Here is a 19,468-nt window from a genome sequence, read left to right as displayed (position 1 = left end):
ATCAAGCCTAAGCTTAACAACTAAATATGGCGGAGAGATAGGGATTTGAACCCTAGATACGCTATAAACGTATGCCGGTTTTCAAGACCGGTGCTTTCAACCACTCAGCCATCTCTCCGTAAGTGCGGCGTATGATAGCGATCACATTTTACATTGTAAAGTGCCGTATAAACCATATGCGTAACTTTTATACATTCAAACGATAGCGCGAAGAATTACACATCAGCTCATAAGAATTAGTGCAATTTGCTGTTTAAACGCATACTAAAAGCTCGTCGCTATTTTCTATAACTCACTATTAAAATACGCCTGAATTTCAGTTTGAACACGCTCAAACTCAGCTTCAGCGAGATAATAAGCTTGGTCTGATGAAAAATGTAGCTCATCTTGCTTTAGACAAATATTAATAACCGTTTGATCTGCGAAGAACAACATAATAAATGAACTATCAAATTCAACACGCAAGATCGCTGCTTTATTCACTGTAAGATTATTATCAATTATCAATCCACGTTTCATGATAAATACCGATTCAAAAATTCTGCTGTTACCATAACGAATTAATAAAATTTAAACAGAGAGACAAAATAATATTGAGTTTTTCAAGCAATTGACACTATGCACTTACATCGTAAAAATACTAACGAGTCGTTTCATCAACCACGTTTTTATCAGCAGTTTTCTCTTTAGCGGGCTCATCTTTAACCGCATTTTGAAAACCTTTTAATGCATAACCTAAATCTCTGCCTAAGTTTTTCAATTTTTTTGTACCAAATAACAATACGAAAATAACAGCAACAATAAGTAGTTTGCCAATACTGATTTCACCCATGATGTTGGTTCCTATTATTTCGTCGTGGTGTCGGGTTGGTGATTAGGTAAGCATCTGATTCATAGTGTTCTTTTAACCCTGAAAGGATAAATACCATAGAAAAGCACACACTAATCACATTTTTCGCAAACAAAAATTCAGGATAAACATGGGTTAAAAATAGATGGATCAGACACCACACAGAAATAACTTGTAGCGCAACAGTCGTCAGTTGCTGCCACGTTGATTTTAAAAAACAAGTACGAGTTAGCATAGCTATAAAAAAGACCACTGCTGCTGTCATTTCAATATAAAAAAACATATATCCACCTTATCTTCAACGCTTTATCCCATGGTATAAAGTTTGATCTAAGGTTTATGTAATAAATACATTACGTCATATAAAGTTTTTATAAAGAACGATATTCAGCAAAATCGACCCCATTTAATTATCAACTATCTCTCCATTGATCAAGCGATACCCCACCCCATTTTCAGTGATGATATATTGAGGCTGAGCCGGTGATTTTTCTATTTTATGACGCAGTTGAGCGATATGAATACGAACATAATGGGCATGTTCAGTATAATTACCGCCCCATACTTCTTTTAATATTTGCTTATGAGTCAAAACCTTACCCATATTTTTTGCCAGTAATATTAGTATTTTATATTCTTTAGGCGTGAGCTTAATACTCTCACCGTTATACATTACTGTTTGCATTGCCATATCAAGTAATACATCACCAAAACGGTATTGACATCGCCGGAGTAATAAGACTTCACCAAAAAAGAAACCAGCCGCCAACAGACCTAAAACCTTTTTTAAAATGCGGTGGCGCTACGTTATGCGCTAGAGAGGTTAATGTTAAAACACCACCTTCACCTTTATTCGAAGCGCGTGTGACTAACGCTAAACATTTTATACATACCGTTATCACTAAGGTCCAAAAGACTAAAGAAAGAAAAACATTTGCTTGGTTAATGGCTATTGAGTGTTCACCTTCAAACATACCTTTAAAGGTATACAGTGAACTTGTACCAATATCACCATACACAGCCCCAATAGATAGGCACGTCAATCCCCATAAAGACTGTTTTTGCTTTTGTATCGTTGATTTTCATGTACATCACATATTGGGGAAACACTGTACCTTATGACGAAAGGTTAACAAGGCGAAGGGAAATAAAGGGGAATATTTACGAAGAAAAATATAAAGAAAACATAAACTTTGTTTATATTTAAAGCTAAAAATACAGTATTCGTAAATAAAAAAAGAGCGTAAGAAATATTCTTACGCTCTTTTTCAATATCTATTTTTAATGATTATCCAGTTTTAGTAATCAATCTAAATATTTTCGATATTTTTTCCTGATGTTTCAAATCTATATTTATATGTTACCCATGCACCAAATAGTGATGTAGCAACAAGACAAAGTAATAAATTAAACACCCCTATTTCATGCATTAAGATAGGGAATAAGAACGCAGCTAAAATCGCACCCAACTTTGCAATTGATGCAGCAAAACCAGCGCCTTTAGCACGAATTTTAACCGGAAATACTTCGCCTGAAATTAAATAAGTCTGTGCATTAGGGCCAAGATTATTCATAAAATTGAACAACATAAAGCCTAAAAACAGCAGATATATTTGATAATCATTACTTAGCTTTATCGACACAGCAGCTAAAGCCAAACCGACCGCACAGCCAATAAAGCCATAAATTTGCAACTTCATACGACCAATCGATTCAGAATAAATAATTGCGCAGATCACCCCAATAATAAGCAAGGAGTCAATCAATGCCGTACCTTTCGCTGAATATACAATGCTTGCTATCGTACTATGAAGCACATCTCCCGTAACAACGACATGTGGGTCAAGCACCGACGCTAAAATAACAGGAGTAAAAATACCAATACCATATGTGCCTAAATCTTGGATAAACCAAGGAGCAGAAGCCAAAATCGTTTTTGCACGGTACTTTTGCTTAAATAATTTCTTGTAACCGCCTAACCATGAATGGTGCTCTTCACCTTCAGGGCATGGCACAACCGTCAATGTCATATCAGATTGAGGATCACGATTTAATAATTGTTTCAGTGATTTTTCAGCCTCTTTCTCACGTTTTTTCGACAGTAGCCAGTGTGCACTTTCAGGAATAAAGAAACGTGCAACCGTTATTGCCAATGACGGAACCAATGCCAATATGTACATTAAGCGCCATGCATTAATATCTTCAGCATAAGTCAGTACGATAATGCCTGTGAGGATCCCTACCAAAACACCAATCGACTGAAAAGCAAAAGCACCAAGTACCAACTTACCGCGATTTTTAGTCGGAATACTTTCCGAGATCATTAAATGCGCGGTCGGGTAATCACACCCTAATGCTAATCCGATACCAAAGTTAAACAGTAAGATAGTAAAGTAAGATTGGCTACATGCCATACCGACTAAACAAACAGAAAGTAATGCCATCTCAATGATAAACATTTTCTTTCGTCCGTAGAGATCAGATAACCCCCCTAACGCACTTGCACCAATTAATATGCCGAACAGTATTGAAGAGCTCAGGGTACCTTTTTGAAATTCTGTTAAATGAAATTGCAGCGTGATCAAGGGCAAAGTTAGCCCCATCATAAACACGATCATTCCTTCGAAAAACTTTCCAAATGTCGCCAATAACCAAATTCGCCACTGTACCTTTGTCATTGAGAGGCAAAAGCGGTTTGACCCTTTTCCCCATATTGATGTGTCATCAATATAGTTTTGAATAGTTTTTTGACATTGAATATCTAGATTTTGATTCATGTTAAAAATCAGCAATGCTTATAGTCTTACGACCAATATAAGTATTAAAGGTGCGCGTATATAAACACAGACGAGAGTAAAAATATAAGATATATTTTTCTCTTGACTTAATGGATGAAATCACAATATAAAAATGAATATATCGATATATTTCAGTTAAATAAGAAAAATGACCAGTATTGATATAGTAATCATACAGTTAAAGTTATTAAGATTATTAATAACACTAAGTCCACACTGTTTTTTATTTTAAAGTTGCCGTTATGTATCAAATATAAAATCTAACTTTTAAATTATGACACTCTATCTGTTATTAAATAGCGTTACATCAGCCAAAAAATAGACACCTCTGTTTAATGAGAATAAATATCAAAAACAAAGCCCACATTAAAAATGTGGGCTAATATTCAAAAAACCATCAAAAAACCATCAAAAAAATGTTACATAAAATGACTAACTAGAAAGATACTTATCAATATCAACTTCATCAATTTGCTTAGAAGGTAAAAACTTTTCAGCATATTGCATATAAACGCCACTTGATAAAAACAATTTAAATAGATCCATATCAATATGCTCATCTAATGCCATTTTGTGCAAAATATCTATCGCAACACTTAACGGTTTTGCCTTCTTATATGGGCGATCTGCCGCTGTTAGTGCTTCAAAAATATCAGATATCACTAAAATACGTTCAGGAGTACTGAGATCTTTTGCAGATAGCTTACGAGGGTATCCTGTGCCTTTCATTGTTTCATGGTGGGTTGAGGCGTAACGCGGTACACGCGCGAGATCATCAGGGAACGGTAGACTTTCTAACATCTTAATTGTACTGATCATATGTTCATTGATCTTAAAGCGATCTTCTGCTGTTAACGTACCACGTTTAATCGTTAGGTTATAAATCTCGCCCAGGTTGTATTGAAGCTCAGGTACCTGCATTTTTATTCCAAACGCTGGATCAAAATTTAGCTCATTAATACGCTTGATACAGTGTTCTCGCTTATCGACCAACAAATGTTCTTCAACAGGTAACGTTTCCGATTTTGCTGATACACTCAATTCTTCTAATGGCGATAAACCCAAGTGATCATCAAAGTGGCGTAACCATGTTTTATTGGCGATTTCATGTATACGAGCAATATGCTCATCACTCATAAACTCCCCTCCAACATTGGCGTTAGCCACAAATTTATAGTCATCCTGTAACTGTGTTTGCGTCTGTTTTAATGTCGCCAATGCTATTTCTTGTTCATGCGGATTATCAATAATATGTTGTAAATACTTAAGTTCCGCATCACGCCATAACACTTCAAAACGCATTCTAATTTCATGAATACGATTATAGTTTGCTTCTAATTTCGTTCCTTTATCAACAATATGCTCAGGCGTTGTGATCTTACCGCAGTCATGTAGCCACGCTGCAATTTTAAACTCTCGACGTTCTGCTGCATTTTTAAAACGGAAATCGGCGAATTGACCTTGGTTTGATTTTTCCACTTCACGGGCAAACATCAACGCAATTTCAGGCACGCGATTACAGTGCCCTGCGGTATAAGGGGATTTATCATCGATTGCTTGAGCAATTAACTGAATAAACGATTCGACAAATTCATCTTGACGTTTTTCATGCTCTTGAAGAGATTCAGCGGTAGTGTAAATTGACATCGAAAGATCATGAAATTCTTTGATTCGAGTCGGGATCACAGCGACATCACTATAATGTCGCTGCTTCACTTTTTTATTTTCTTTACGAAGCAGTAAAATTGGCTTAACTATGGGTTTTGCGCAAAATCCTGCTAGCGGAAGTAACACTAGTAATAATAGTGCTGATGTATAAATAGATGTACGAATTCTTTCTTCACTGGCAGCATAAACCGATGCTTTAGGTACCATCGAAGCAAAAAATATTTGATCATGTCCACCACGTCTTACATCGCGTACATAATAAAAATAGTCATCGTCATTACTATTCTTTTCTATCAGTTGGTTCTGGTAAGACTCATCAGCCGCAAAGTCGATTAATTCTACATAAGGTACGACACCCGTGCGATTCACTTCCACATCAGAATTTAACCATCTCTGCTGTAAATAATGTTGCTGCTGAGGCGTCAATGATTCAATCGCGCGATTAATAATATCTAAAAGTGGCTTTTTTTCAGGAGCCAGAACCAATGATAACGGAAAGCTGTTTTCAATATTTAATGTATGATAAGTCAGATCATTAATCATAAATTGTTCAGAAACATAGCTAAGTACAGCTTCTAAATCAATGAAAGCATCAACCTCTCCCTTTTTTACTGCTCTTAAAGCTTGATCAACATGTGAGTACGTCACAATATCAATTAAAGGGTATTTTTCTTTGATCACTGAGATAATTGGCCAGTTGCTTAATAATGCTAAGCGTTTGCCATTTAGATCTTGTAACTTTTCGTAATGCTTACTATCTGAAACCGCTATGGCAAAGGGAGATTTAAATAAAGGTTTACTAAAAATACCTAATCCCTGATTACTTGGAATATCAGGTACAGACGTAAGAATATCTAACCCTCCACTGGAATATGCCTGTTGTAATCCTAGTGATCCCGCACCGTTAAAAAAATCAAACTCAAGTCCTGTAGATTGACCCACCATATAAAGTAAATCAGGGATCAATCCGGCAGGACGCCCCGATATAGTAAAATCTATTGGTGCCCAGTTTTCTTTATTTGATACGCGCAATATAGGGGTATTTTTAATTAATTTTTGCTCTTCTGGCGTTAGTACTAAAGGTTTAGATTTGGGTAATGGCTGTTGTCTAAAAGAAGGCTCACTACTTGCTACTAACTCTCCTGATGGTAAATAAAGGAAATTATGACTAACATCGCTAACACTATTTTCTTGTAATAATTTATTAAAATGCGACAGTGTAAAATCGATACCAACAACAACCTTGCCTTTATCAGTAGGCACTTCTGTTGAGTAAGTTATGCCTGTAACCTCTTCAGGTAAAAATAAATAAGGCTCAGTACGGAAAACTGAACCACGTGTCGCATTTATATACCAAGAGCGTAATGTTGGTGAAAAAACATTTTTACGTTTTATTTTTTTTCGTAAATTAAAATTGGCATCATAAAAAGAATCATATTGTGTCATACCATTTGAATCAGCACTTCGTTCTATAATCAGCCAGCGATCTTGCTTTAATGCATTATTTTTGCGTCTTACTTCAGACATAGAATCTAAATTAATAATGATATAGGCATAGTTTTTATCCGTTCCAATAAAGGCACTATAAAAACTTGGGTTGTCTTTTAAAACATTAGTGAAAATACGACGAATAACATCTTTAGATGGCGAATCAAGAATAGTGCCTAAGTGTGAGAGGTACTTTACCGTTGCTATGGCATCATCACTAACATCTGTTACAGCATCAGAGACAGACTCGGCTAACATTTGATACTTAACCTTTGCCTGATCTCGCGCCATTTGCTTACTATGGTAATATTGTAAACCAATCGCGATCGATGAAGTAATAAGTGCAACTAGTATAAAAAGAAAAATAACAATTGATTTAATGCTTATTGTTCTATTTTTGAAAAACGTCCATCCCTGCATACCTACACTATCCCATACGTTTTCTTGCGGTTACATAAATCATACAAACAACTAAATATATCAATAACAATTATTCGGCATATTTAAGAAGAAGATAACAAATATATGTAAAAATCGTTAGGAATGGCAAAAAATAGTAAAGATATTTGTAAAAATAAGAAGTACAAGAGATAGGACAGCTAAAAGCAAAAATACTTAATACGAATAATGTGAAAATTCTGCTTAAGTAAAGACTTAAGCAAAAAAGAGGTATATTTAACGTTTCTCAAATTACGAACAACGGCATCTTATCTTCAATAATGATTTCGACTCAGCTGTTTTCACAATCTCAATTTTATTATCTTTTATATCAGCCCATTGAGATAGTAGTCTCGATAGCTCATCTTTCATCATTTGAACATTGTACGGAATGCGATTAGTACGCAGTTCACCAAGTAAGCGTTGCTTAGCGATAGATGCGGTACCTAATACAGGCTTATCAATTTGTTGCTTTTTCCATAAATTAAACATAACCAGTATCCCTATACACCTAGTGCTTTTCTTAGATTATAGTTGAAATTTAAATTTAGTTACATTTTTTCGATAATTTCAAGATCTATATCAAATAAGTTCAAATAACGATCTTTATTAACCGAATACCTAAACTATATCGGCCGATCATCAAAAACTTTAACAAATAAAAAAGCCGTAAATAATAGTTACGGCTTATATATATTTATGGCCTTAAACGCTTATTACGCTATCGCGGGCTCATCAAACGCTGTCAGTGGCAATACTGGTCCAGTGTATTTTTCAATCTTCACAACAGAAGAGTTACCTGCACAGCCGTTGGCTAAGCGTGAAGTCGGAATATCTCCCGTCAATACGTTGCAGCCACCATTTTTACAAATCCCAGTTATAGGATCTAAATCAGGCCATGCCCCTTCATGAATACAGACTGAGCCTTGCTTAATGCCATCTGTAATGTAAGCGCCTACTAGTACTTGACCACGGTGATTGTAAGCACGCACTAAGTCTCCCTGCTTTATCCCTCGCTGTTTTGCATCTTCAGGATGAATTGAGATCGGTTCACGATCAGCAATCGCGTATTCTTTACGAAGTTCTGCATAATTTAATTGGCTATGAAGACGGTGCGCAGCATGAGAGGTCATTAACTGTAATTCGCCATCTTTCGCATTACCTACCCACTCCGTTGGCGCAAGCCATGTTGGATGAGGGGGACAATCGGGATAGTTATAACCTTCAATGGTTTTCGAGAAGATCTCAATTTTACCACTTGGTGTACCGAGTGGATTCATAATGGGATTTTCACGGAAAGCTTGATAACGAACAAACTTGGCGTTTTGCGCGTTGTACTTCATTTCAAGCAGTTGGTTTTGTTTCCAGAAATACGTGAAATTTGGCATTGCAACACGGTTTTGACGACCAATGGCTTGTGCTTCTTTGTAGAAGCCATTTAGCCATTCCATCTCTGTTTTATTTTCGCTATACACACCGCGACCGCCCGCTTTTAAACGCTCAGCCATATCAGCAAACACATCAAAATCATTGCGTGATTCAAATTGTGGCTCAACCACTTGTTTCATTGGCACGAGATGTTGATTGCTGTAATCCCCCGTCATGGTTAAATCATTACGCTCAAACGAGGTGGTGATAGGCAAAACAATATCGGCATGTTTTGCTGCAGCCGTCCAATACGGTTCTGAAATAACAATTAATTCAGGCTTCTGCCACGCATCAATTAAACGGTTAGTATCTTGGTGGTGAGTAAAGTTGGCACCACCAGCCCACCAGATCATTTTGATCTCAGGGAACACTTTTTCATGACCATTATGCTGATAAGTTTGTCCCGGATTTTCTAACGCTTCCACAATACGTGCAACAGGGAAACTGTTAATAGCCCCTGATACTGCCCAGTCGTTCCCCGCAGAAGAGGCACCATCAATGGCTGCAGATATAGCAGGTAATACACCAGCATCACGCGTTGGGTTACCACCATTAGAATAGTGGTAAGAGAAACCAAATCCCCCACCCGGTAAACCAATTTGCCCCAACATTGCCGCTAACGTCACCAACATCCAATGACGTTGTTCACCGTATTGCTGACGCTGAATCCCCCACCCAGCCATTAGCATAGTGCGATTTTTACTAAAGATATCGGCCAAAATCGTTAACTGTTTTGCTGGTACACCACAAATATCAGATGCCCATTGCGGTGTTTTAGCAATACCATCTGACTTACCTAAGAGGTAATCTTCAAACTTGTCATATCCTGCGGTGTATTTATCTAAGAAAGCTTTATCGTACTGACCGCTATCAACCAATGCATAAGCGATACCTAACATCATAGCCACATCAGTACTTGGGTGCGGTGCAATCCACTCAGCGCGATCACCAAAGAACTCAATGGTTTCAGAACGCATAGGATCAATCGCAATAATGGTCTTGTTTGATTTTTTCAGTTGGTGGAAAAACTCAAGCCCCGCACCATCAGTCGCACTCCACGCGATCTTTAAAGTATTAAGCGGATTCAAACCCCATAACACCACCACATCACTGGTTTCTAACACCACAGGATAAGTCGTTTGCTGCTCATACACTTCAATCGAGCCCACCACGTGCGGCATGATCACCTGTGCAGCACCTGTTGAGTAATCCCCCATATGGCCTGAGTAACCGCCAGCCATACTCATATAACGTTGCAATAGCGTTTGGGCTTTATGTAATACACCACTTGAACGCCAACCGTAAGCCCCAGCAAAGACGGATTCAGGGCCATAAGTTTGGCGAATTCGCATATGTTGGGCGTGAATCAAATCTAATGCTTGATCCCAGCTCACACGTACAAACTCATCACTGCCACGTTTACCTTGTGGCGCTGTTGGATTGTCTAAATAGCCTTTACGTACCATTGGGTATTTCACACGAGCTTTGGTGTGAACATAATCTTTCGCTGTGGTTTGTAAGCTGTTTTCAACTGTTGCTGGCAATGCGCCTTTCGATGACACAATCTTGCCATCTTGCACTTCAATCAGCATTGCGCCCCAGTGAGCTGCCGATAACACCGCTTTTCCTTGTGGTTCGGTGGTCGTTGCACAAACAGGCATCGCTTTAGCAATCGTCAATGCCCCAATCGAAGCCGTCGCGCCTTTTAAAAAATGGCGGCGTGATAATGACATCATGGTAATTTCCTTATTCATGCTTAGTGACCTACCACATCTTTGGCGTTGTACTGGAAGAACTTCGTTAATATTTCAAGATCTTCTGCTGAAATAGACGTGCGATCGCCCATGCCTTTCGCTATTGAAGGCCATGCGTTTACGGTAAAGTGGTTTGCAGGGATCTTAGCGTGACAGGTTGAACAGAACACGTTATCGAGCTGCTCTGCGTAATCCCAAAGCGGTTGTTGGCTATCAAGCACTGGCGCTTCAATCGTCGCCACAAGCGATACTGGACGCCATTGATTACCATAATCATCGGTTTTAAATTCACCCGTTTTTAATGCTGATTCACCGTCTTTGGTTAAAGTTGCAATAATGGCACGTTGACCTTCGCCCATGTACAGCACTTGCTCGGCACCTTGCATTTGGTAGCCCGAGAGCTCAACTTGGCGCTTACCATTTTCATCTTTAAGGTTTTTCAGCGGTGTCGCTGGGTTAATAGAACCTAAATCCCCCATCGCAATGGTTTGTACTGGATACACCACTTTTGCATCTGCTGGGGTTGTCTGCGCTTCATCTAACAGGTGATCAAGCGCGGTTGAATCCATTTTGGCTTCAGGTGGAAGGTGTGCAACGCCTTTGTGACAATCGATACAGGTTTGATCATTTTCCGCCGCATACAAGTGCATTTTCTGTGCATCTTCCGACTGATCATAAGTTTCCATTGCATCTTCATCATGACAGCTACGGCAAGTCGCAGAATCATTACCGCGCATCTGTTCCCATACCGTTTCCGCCATGGCTGCACGGTGCTGCTCATACTTCTCGTCAGTATCAATCTTACCGGTCACAAACTCATGATAAACATCTTTGGTCGCGCGGATCTTAGTCCATAAATATTCCATTGGTTCTTGTGGAATATGGCAATCAGAACACTCAGCTCGGATGCCTTTCGCGTTACTGAAGTGCGCAGAGCCTAAATACTCTTTGTATGGGGTTTCCATTGAATGACAAGAAAGGCAGAACTCAGTGCTAGATGTTTTATCAAGGATGACTTGTGTTCCCCCTAGCGTCAGCCAGCCAATACCGATGCTAGATGCCACAATTACGGCAAGGGTTGTTTTATTTAGTTTCATGATACTCGCATATCCATATAAGCAATAGACACTCAAAGACCGAATGCGAGCGAGAAATTACGCTATTGTGAGATTTTTAAATTTGATTAAGACCACACTTTATTAAAGGTTATGAAGGGAATATTTCAAAATCACCATTAATTTCACATTTTTACATATTTTACAATTGACTGGCTGCCTATAAAAAACTTAATCTGATTAAAATAAAACCAACAGCGACAACCTTGCTGTTGGTTTTCACTATTTTATTGGATCACACCACAGGCAACACGTGCACCGCCGCCACCTAATGCTTTTGGCGTATCAGAGTAATTATCGCTACCCGCATGGATCATAATTGCGTGACCTTTTAGTTCTTTCAACGTTAAACGTGGCGCTAAAACAGGGTTAGTTGCTAAACCATTTGCACTCACAAACAGTGCTGGCAGATCACCTTTATGATTATCATCAGTCCATGGAAAACCGTGTTTATTCGTGTGCTCCGGATCGTAATGCCCACCTGCTGCACCACCTAAAATAACTTTGCCGTCTTTTTCTGATGAAGCACAGCTACCATTTTGATGAATATGGAAACCATGCATTCCTGGTGTTAAATCTGCCAGTTCAGGTGTAAATACTACCCCATATTTATTTTGGCTCAGTTCAATCGTACCAACAGGTTTACCTGTTTGTAGATCAGTCATTTTAACCGTGAGATCTTGTGCTAACACTTGGTGAGATACCCCCAAAGCGAGAGCGGTGAAGAGTAAAGTTTTTGTCTTATTCATCATTTTGTCCCTCTTGTTTTTTATTTCCTAAAAACATCAAACATACCTATAACAAAAAGTTATAAATTATATTTACAATTCTAGTTATAGACTACGCTTGAAAAATTCCATAAGGAGATTAAATGCAGTGTGCGTACTTTTTACTCTTACGATTACATCAACACGGCTATCTTAAACAACCGATTCGATGGCAGATTACGGACACAGATATTGTTCATACCGCGCGTAACTCTCCTAACGTCATTGAAGATAAGAAGCGTTTTTTCCTCGTTCGCTCAGCTAGCTCAAATACCAGTCCTCACTCACAAATGCTTAAACTGAGATACTCCAGCTTGGCGAATACTAATTATTCACTAATTGATAAACCACTTTTTCTAATTTTTCAGCTGATATTTGTTCTGCCGGTATCGGTGTAGAAGCAACAACTTCAAGCTCAGAGCGAAAACGTTTTATCGCGCGCATAATCGTAAATCGTCCGCTACGACTAAAGATAGAACCCCATACCCCTTTTAATCCCATCGGAATAACAGGGACAGGATTACGTTTTACTATATGTTCAATACCACGTTTAAACTCATTTATTTCACCTGTACGTGTAATTTTCCCCTCGGGAAAGATACAAATAATTTCGCCAGATGAAAGCTCTTTATCAATTTGATCAAAAGCTTGTTGATAAATTTCAGTTGATACTTTTGGTGAACAAATAGGGATCGTTTTCGCCCATTTAAAGAAATACTTCATCACAGGTAAATTCGCGATATTTTTATCCATGACAAAACGAACAGGTCGACGACTGGCTGCACCCACTAAGATTGCATCAACAAAGCTAACATGATTACACACTAAAACAGCAGGTCCCGTTTCAGGAATATTATCAAGCCCCGTTGATTTCACTCGATAGAGAACGCGGGAAATAATCCACACGATAAAGCGTATTAAAAATTCTTGAACTTGACTAAATACGTAAATAGATACAATCACATTAAGTAACGCGATAGAAAGAAACAGCTCGAGAACTGATAAATGAACGACTGTTAACATCACAATTGAGAATAACGCACTGCCAACCATAAACAATGCATTAAGAACATTATTACCAGCAATCACTTGAGCACGGTGTTCTTTTTCGCTTCGTTGCTGAATTAACGCATTTAACGGCACAACAAAGATACTTCCTGAAGCACTAAGTAACATTAAATCAAGCAGTAAACGATAATTGTTAAGCGTAAAATCAACCACAGTCATTGAATTTGAGGTGATGATAGTTTGGCTTGAAAAATACAGATCAAAGCCAAACACACTCATGCCTAAAGCCCCAAGCGGGAGAATACCTAATTCAATTTTATCGCCAGATAACTTCTCACAAACAATCGCTCCTAGCGCAATGCCAACTGAAAAAATAGTCAGTAGCATTGTGACATATTGAGGATCATCACTAATAAATGTTTTCGCAAAGTGTGGAAGTTGAGTTAAATAGGTCGCTCCCACAAACCAGAACCAACTAATGGCTAAAATTGATAAAAAGACGGTGCGGTTTTGTTTAGTAATACGGATTGTTTTTACAACCTGTTTAATAGGGTTCCAATTAATCGCTAATTCAGCGTTATTCGGCAATGCTTTTGGAATAAAAAGACTACTGACAAAGCCAAGAAGAGATAGTACAACAACGCAAACAGAGGCTGTAAATGCGCGGTCTTCAGTATGAAAAATAAAGCCAGCACATAAGGTCCCACCAAGGATCGCAAGAAACGTCCCCATCTCAACTAATGCATTACCAGCAAGTAACTCTTTTTGTTTTAAGTGTTGCGGCATCAATGCAAACTTTACCGGTCCGAAAAAAGCAGACTGGGCCCCCATCAAAAATAATAGACCCAAGAGCAAAGGGATCGATTGCATTTGTATCGCCCATGCACCTAATGCCATTACGCCTACTTCGATCAATTTTAGCGTCTGAATTAACCGTGATTTTTCATATTTATCCGCTAACTGCCCACCTAACGGTGAAAAAATAAAGAAAGGAAAAATAAACAAACCAGCGGCAAGATTCACCAGCATGGCACTTTCAGCTTGGTTGTACAGTGATGAAAATACAATCACGAGTAATAGAAAATTTTTGAATAGATTATCATTGAAAGCACCCAGTGCCTGCGTAATAAAGTACGGCAGGAAGGATTGCTTTTTTAATAAAGATAATTGACTCATACACACCTCGTGTCATTGCATAATTTTATTTTTATTTACCATACAACACAATCGAACACTGTGCAATTGATTGTTTGAAATATGAATAGAGGATCTTATTACATAGATTAATTTTAGTTGCTTTGAATTTAGTCTCACTTCTAAAAGTATATAAAGTTATAATATAAAAATAACATTTTATATATGAAATGTTATATTTTATGTTTTTAATATGTTAATCACATTTGTCATATATGGCCGAGTTTTTTATGTGATATTACTTACACCCTAACCAATAAGCAAAAAATATAATTTAAAAAACATTAATAATATCGGGGAATAATCCATAAAATTAATAACAGGATATTGCAATGATAGTTAATACTTTTCCCCTACCCAATGATATAAATACTCCATTACACCAAAAAGCAAACATGACAAAAGAGGAATGGAAGGAAGCAATAAAATTCGATAATGTAGATATTGGATGGATTGTAATGAGTATTGGAATGGCAATTGGCGCAGGAATTGTATTTCTTCCAGTACAAGTAGGCGTCATGGGGCTGTGGGTATTTTTACTATCATCTGTGATTGGTTACCCTGCAATGTATTTATTTCAAAAGTTATTTATTAATACACTAGCTGAATCAAAAGAATGTACAGATTACCCAGGTGTTATTTCTGGATATTTAGGAAAAAACTGGGGAATATGTCTTGGTGCACTCTATTTCCTTATGCTTGTTATTTGGGTATTAGTTTATGCATTATCAGTGACTAATGACAGTGCTTCATATTTACACTCTTTTGGAATAACAGAACATCATTTAAATCATAATATATTTTATGGTTTAGGGCTTATTTGCTTGTTATGTTTCATTGGTTCAAAAAGTGAAAAAATTCTTTTTAAAATATCTGGTGTAATGGCGGTTACAGTCATTAGTTTAGTTGCAATAATGGGGATATTAATGATCCCTGAATGGGACTTTGCTAATGTGCCTAAAATTGGAAATTGGCAACCATTAATCAAAAATGCCATCATTACACTGCCTTTTACATTAACCTCTATTCTATTTATCCAATCATTGAGCCCAATGGTTATCTCCTATCGTTCGCATGCAAAATCCATCGAAGTCGCGCGTTATAAGGCTTTGAGAGCAATGAAAGTTGCATTTACCGTACTCTTCGTTTCTGTTTTTTTCTTTGCTCTTTCGTTTACTTTTGCAATTAGCCAAGATGAAGCAATGCATGCAAAACAAGAAAATATCTCTGCGTTAGCCATGATCGCACACTTTTTCCCTGGTAGTTGGGCAACAGCTGTAGGTGTCATCATTAATATTTTTGCTGTTGTGACCTCTTTCTTTGGTGTTTTCCTCGCATTCAAAGAAGCGTGCAGTGGTATGGCAATGAATGTTCTGGAACGAAAATATAAGCGAGAAAATATAAACAAACAATTAGTAAGTAAATTAACGATCTTGTTTACTATTTTAATCGCATGGGGAGCCGTTGCGTTAAACTTACCGATTTTATCTTTTACTTCAATTTGTTCGCCTATCTTTGGTATTGTAGGGTGTCTAATTCCTGCTTATCTTGTATATAAAGTTCCTCACCTCCACAAGTACAAAGGATTATCAACAAACTTGATTATCATTACAGGTATTTTACTTTGTATTTCTCCACTCTTAGCATTTATTTAATGAAATAAAAATAGCTGTATTCAAGTAAACAATTATATTGAATACAGCTATCACTTTCACATAGTACGACAGGTAAACGTTATGTTGATGATAAACATTCCTTCTAAAACACTTACTGAAATAGAAGATATTTTTTGTCAATTGAAAATTCCCCTAAAAAAAGAATACTCAGAAGAAAAAGAGTTAGTGTGTAAGTTTCAAATCTTGATCAAGAAAGTAGGTGAAAATTATATACCTATAAATTTTGCTATAGATTTAATAGATGAAATTGAGCAACAATCTTTAAGGCATATTGATAACCAGCAACTATACATTGCGCTAACAAAAATATATCACTTATTATCCACAACCATTGACGAAGAATTACTTAGCCATAAGTTTCGTAATGATAACTCTTATAAAATATTAAGTACTTATAAAGATATTTCTCTTATTGCTATTGGATTTCTTTCTGCATTGTATTTATATCAGAATGCATTCAATATTAAATCTATATATTCAGTGAACTTAACATCACTGATAGTACTGTTTCTATGGCTTTTCATATTAAAGACTACAATGTGTTTTTTAGATCAAGATCAAAAAATAATTAGACAGCATCACCTACACCTTAATCATATAGAAAAGTTTAAAGTTACCTAATAAAAATCATCAGAATAATTTTTTAAAACAAAAGATTATCTAATCTCATACTCTGCTTTTACAAGATTAGTGATGATCATTCCATTTTTAATAACGCATAGTAATAGATATAGCATTAATTATTCACGATCAATATTTATTCTCTTTAAGTATCAATAATATTCCTGTTTATCATCGGACAATGAGATTAAAATGGAATATATATTTACGATTGCAATTGTTGGGCTTGTTGCCTATTCAATGCTAAAAAAGTTTAACCCTCAAGCAACATTAATCACCGCAGGTTTATTCCTTCTAGCTTATGCTTCCCTTTCAGGCATCAACCCTGTTCTTCCTGACGGCCAAACACAAGGTGCTCTATTCTTCGACTTATGGCAAAAATTTACTGAAATAACCAACACTCGACTAGGAAAAGTCGGTTTAACACTCGTTTCTATCGCGGGTGTTTCAACTTACTTAAACCATATTGGCGCATCTCAAGCCCTAGTAAAAGCAACATCTCGTCCGGTGATGGCTGTAAAAAACCCATATATCTTATTGATCCTTGTGTTGCTATTTGTCTCTATCATGTATGTCTTTATTACAGGTGCAACATCGCTATCTTTACTACTAATGGGCACTTTATATCCTGTATTACGAAACGCGGGTGTCAGTGCTAAAACAGCGGTTGCGACCATCGTTATTCCAACTGCATGGGAGTACGGCCCAGGACAAATTAATGCCGTCATTGGTGCCAACACCATTAATGTAGAAATTATGGATTTTGTTGTACACCACCAAACAATTTTCCAAGCGTTACTATTACTTATTATCCCTGTTGTAAATATTGTTTGGCAGCGATACTGTGATCGAAAGGATGGCTATAACCCCGCAGATGATCGCGGTAAATACCTCGAGAAACTAGAACAAGAACACGATAATACCGATGTGGTACCGGGCTTTTACGCATTACTACCCGTATTACCTTTCGTATTTTTATTCGGCTTTTCAAGTATGGTGATGGAATCAATAACGATGACGATTCCAATCGCAATGATGTCGACAATTACAATTTGTGTTCTCATTGAAGCGATTCGTTTCCGTTCGGTTCAACGTGCTTTCAATAACTTTGAAGCTTGGTTGAAAGGAACAGGTATGATCTTTGCGAGCGTGCTAACGTTAATGATCGCAGCTGAATATTTCTCTGCAGGTTTAACCAACATTGGCGCAATTAGCGCCCTAATTAGCAATGCTAAGTCTTTTGATCTTGGTCCTGCAGGTATTGTGATTGTCTTCTCTGGTTTTATTTTATTAACCGCTTTTATAACGGGTTCAGGCAACGCACCAGTAATGGCATTTATTCCAATCGTTCCGCAAATTGCGACAAACTTTGGTGTAAACCCTCTATTACCATTACTTCCAATTTTATTTGCAGCTGGTATCGGTCGAACCATGTCACCTGTGGCTGGCGTTATTATTACCGTTGCAGGTATGTCTGACTTAACACCTATCGATGTCGTTAAACGGACATCTGTGCCTATGTTAAGCAGTATGGTTGTCGTACTCGTGATGGCTGTTATCCAATATTCATAAATAAAAAAACACCCAGCATAAATTATGCTGGGTGTTTTTTTATTCTTTTTCAAAGCGGCGAAATAATCAATCAACTTAACCTAACTTCCGCACACTCTTGCGCTCAACTAAAGTTGGCTCTAGCTCAATCACTTGCGGGAAACTATCAGGGGCATCTAAACGTTTCAGTAACGCCTCAACAGCCGCTTGGCCTAAACGATATTTAGGCTGGTGAATGGTTGTAAGGGACGGAGAGATAAACTTCGCAATATGAATATCGTCATAACCGATAATAGAGAGTTGCTCAGGGATCTGAATACCAAGCTCATTCGCGGCATTAATCACCCCCATTGCCATCATGTCATTGGCAACAACTAAAGCGCTGGGTAATGATCCTTTTTCATGCAATTGAATAAAGGCGTTATAACCACCTTCACATTCAAAATCCGCTTCCACTACCCATGATGGATTAACAGTAAAATTAGCTTCATCCATCGCCTCTAAATAGCCGTTATAACGCATTTTGGCTTGGTTTCGCTCCAGCGGACCTGTGATACAACCAATATCGCTGTGTCCCGCATCAATCAAATGTTTCGCTGCCATATAGCCACCACGCAGCGAGTTATCCTGAATTTTATCGCTGGTGAACCGCATCGGTCCCCAGTCCATTACCACGACAGGAATATCAGCATAGTGCTCAAAAATATCGAAACGCTCACCCTCTAGCGATGCACAAACTAAAATTAATCCATCAACACGCTTTTGCAGCAAAGTATTGATTGATTCGTGCATACGTTGGTGATCCCCTTCCGTATTACACAAAATCAAACTGTAGCCTTTATGGTAACAATGACGCTCAACCCCTTTAACCACTTCGCCAAAGAAAGGGTTGGTAGAGGTTGTCACTAACATACCAATGGTTTTAGTACGGTTAACTTTGAAACTACGTGCCAAAGCAGAAGGTGCATAGTAATTGAGTGCTTTAGCCGCCTTGTTTACCCGCTCTGCAATTTCATCGCTAACAAAACGGGTTTTATTAATAACATGGCTCACTGTCGAGGTAGAAACCCCAGCCAGTTTCGCGACATCTTTCATCGTTGCCATGCTATTTC

15 protein-coding genes, 1 tRNA gene and 1 pseudogene are annotated in these 19,468 nt (G+C 37.7%); 3 read left to right on the top strand and 14 right to left on the bottom strand.

Going from position 1 to position 19,468, the window contains the following annotated elements:
- Positions 1–27: 27 nt before the first annotated feature.
- The 13 genes and pseudogenes from C9J40_RS18220 to C9J40_RS18160 form a co-directional block, all read right to left on the bottom strand.
- Positions 28–118: transfer RNA gene (locus tag C9J40_RS18220), tRNA-Ser, on the bottom strand.
- A 167-nt stretch (positions 119–285) separates the two neighbouring features.
- Positions 286–519 (bottom strand): hypothetical protein, encoded by a 234-nt coding sequence (locus C9J40_RS18215; protein WP_107207078.1) that lies wholly within the window; start codon positions 517–519, stop codon positions 286–288.
- Between the two features lie 121 nt (positions 520–640).
- The gene (locus tag C9J40_RS18210; protein WP_107207079.1) at positions 641–832 is read right to left on the bottom strand and encodes a Sec-independent protein translocase subunit TatA; all 192 of its coding nucleotides are present in this window, start codon (positions 830–832) and stop codon (positions 641–643) included.
- Entirely contained in the window at positions 825–1,133 is a 309-nt protein-coding gene (locus tag C9J40_RS18205; protein ID WP_233217796.1) for a hypothetical protein, read from the bottom strand. Before C9J40_RS18205 ends, C9J40_RS18210 begins: the two co-directional genes overlap by 8 nt.
- Positions 1,134–1,256: 123 nt before the next feature.
- Positions 1,257–1,583, bottom strand: a pseudogene (locus tag C9J40_RS18200) (winged helix-turn-helix domain-containing protein); the annotation flags it as partial.
- Between the two features lie 10 nt (positions 1,584–1,593).
- Complete coding sequence (locus C9J40_RS18195) at positions 1,594–1,893, bottom strand: KUP/HAK/KT family potassium transporter (protein ID WP_233219360.1); 300 nt, start codon at positions 1,891–1,893, stop codon at positions 1,594–1,596.
- A gap of 267 nt (positions 1,894–2,160) precedes the next feature.
- The gene (locus C9J40_RS18190; protein ID WP_233217717.1) at positions 2,161–3,528 is read right to left on the bottom strand and encodes an MFS transporter; all 1,368 of its coding nucleotides are present in this window, start codon (positions 3,526–3,528) and stop codon (positions 2,161–2,163) included.
- 552 nt (positions 3,529–4,080) lie between these two features.
- Positions 4,081–7,062, bottom strand: a complete 2,982-nt coding sequence (locus C9J40_RS18185; protein WP_233220333.1) for an HD domain-containing phosphohydrolase — start codon at positions 7,060–7,062, stop codon at positions 4,081–4,083.
- A gap of 432 nt (positions 7,063–7,494) precedes the next feature.
- A complete protein-coding gene (locus C9J40_RS18180) occupies positions 7,495–7,734 on the bottom strand; it encodes a hypothetical protein (RefSeq protein WP_107207082.1) in 240 nt (79 codons plus the stop codon).
- Positions 7,735–7,958: 224 nt separating this feature from the next.
- The gene (locus C9J40_RS18175; RefSeq protein ID WP_107247601.1) at positions 7,959–10,406 is read right to left on the bottom strand and encodes a molybdopterin guanine dinucleotide-containing S/N-oxide reductase; all 2,448 of its coding nucleotides are present in this window, start codon (positions 10,404–10,406) and stop codon (positions 7,959–7,961) included.
- A 20-nt stretch (positions 10,407–10,426) separates the two neighbouring features.
- Positions 10,427–11,521 carry a NapC/NirT family cytochrome c gene (locus C9J40_RS18170; protein ID WP_107247600.1) on the bottom strand — a complete coding sequence of 365 codons (1,095 nt, stop codon included), beginning with the start codon at positions 11,519–11,521 and terminating at the stop codon, positions 10,427–10,429.
- A 245-nt stretch (positions 11,522–11,766) separates the two neighbouring features.
- The gene (gene sodC / locus C9J40_RS18165) at positions 11,767–12,288 is read right to left on the bottom strand and encodes a superoxide dismutase family protein (RefSeq protein WP_107207118.1); all 522 of its coding nucleotides are present in this window, start codon (positions 12,286–12,288) and stop codon (positions 11,767–11,769) included.
- A gap of 342 nt (positions 12,289–12,630) precedes the next feature.
- On the bottom strand, positions 12,631–14,490 hold the full coding sequence (locus C9J40_RS18160; RefSeq protein ID WP_107207085.1) for an MFS transporter: 1,860 nt from the start codon (positions 14,488–14,490) through the stop codon (positions 12,631–12,633).
- 350 nt (positions 14,491–14,840) lie between these two features.
- Between C9J40_RS18160 and C9J40_RS18155 the strand changes: the two genes are divergently transcribed.
- From C9J40_RS18155 to dcuC, 3 genes are all read left to right on the top strand, one after another.
- The gene (locus tag C9J40_RS18155) at positions 14,841–16,163 is read left to right on the top strand and encodes an amino acid permease (RefSeq protein ID WP_158259276.1); all 1,323 of its coding nucleotides are present in this window, start codon (positions 14,841–14,843) and stop codon (positions 16,161–16,163) included.
- Positions 16,164–16,244: 81 nt separating this feature from the next.
- Complete coding sequence (locus C9J40_RS18150; RefSeq protein WP_107207086.1) at positions 16,245–16,805, top strand: hypothetical protein; 561 nt, start codon at positions 16,245–16,247, stop codon at positions 16,803–16,805.
- A 192-nt stretch (positions 16,806–16,997) separates the two neighbouring features.
- Complete coding sequence (dcuC, locus tag C9J40_RS18145) at positions 16,998–18,377, top strand: C4-dicarboxylate transporter DcuC (RefSeq protein WP_105061771.1); 1,380 nt, start codon at positions 16,998–17,000, stop codon at positions 18,375–18,377.
- Between the two features lie 75 nt (positions 18,378–18,452).
- Here dcuC and C9J40_RS18140 read toward each other — a convergent pair whose 3' ends face one another.
- Positions 18,453–19,460 carry a substrate-binding domain-containing protein gene (locus tag C9J40_RS18140; protein WP_107247599.1) on the bottom strand — a complete coding sequence of 336 codons (1,008 nt, stop codon included), beginning with the start codon at positions 19,458–19,460 and terminating at the stop codon, positions 18,453–18,455.
- Between the last annotated feature and the right edge of the window lie 8 nt (positions 19,461–19,468).

Source organism: Photobacterium sp. GB-72, assembly GCF_003026095.1.
In the GTDB taxonomy this organism is placed as follows: domain Bacteria; phylum Pseudomonadota; class Gammaproteobacteria; order Enterobacterales; family Vibrionaceae; genus Photobacterium.
Note: the sequence above shows the minus strand (reverse complement) of the source record. Positions and strands in the feature narration are given on the sequence as shown.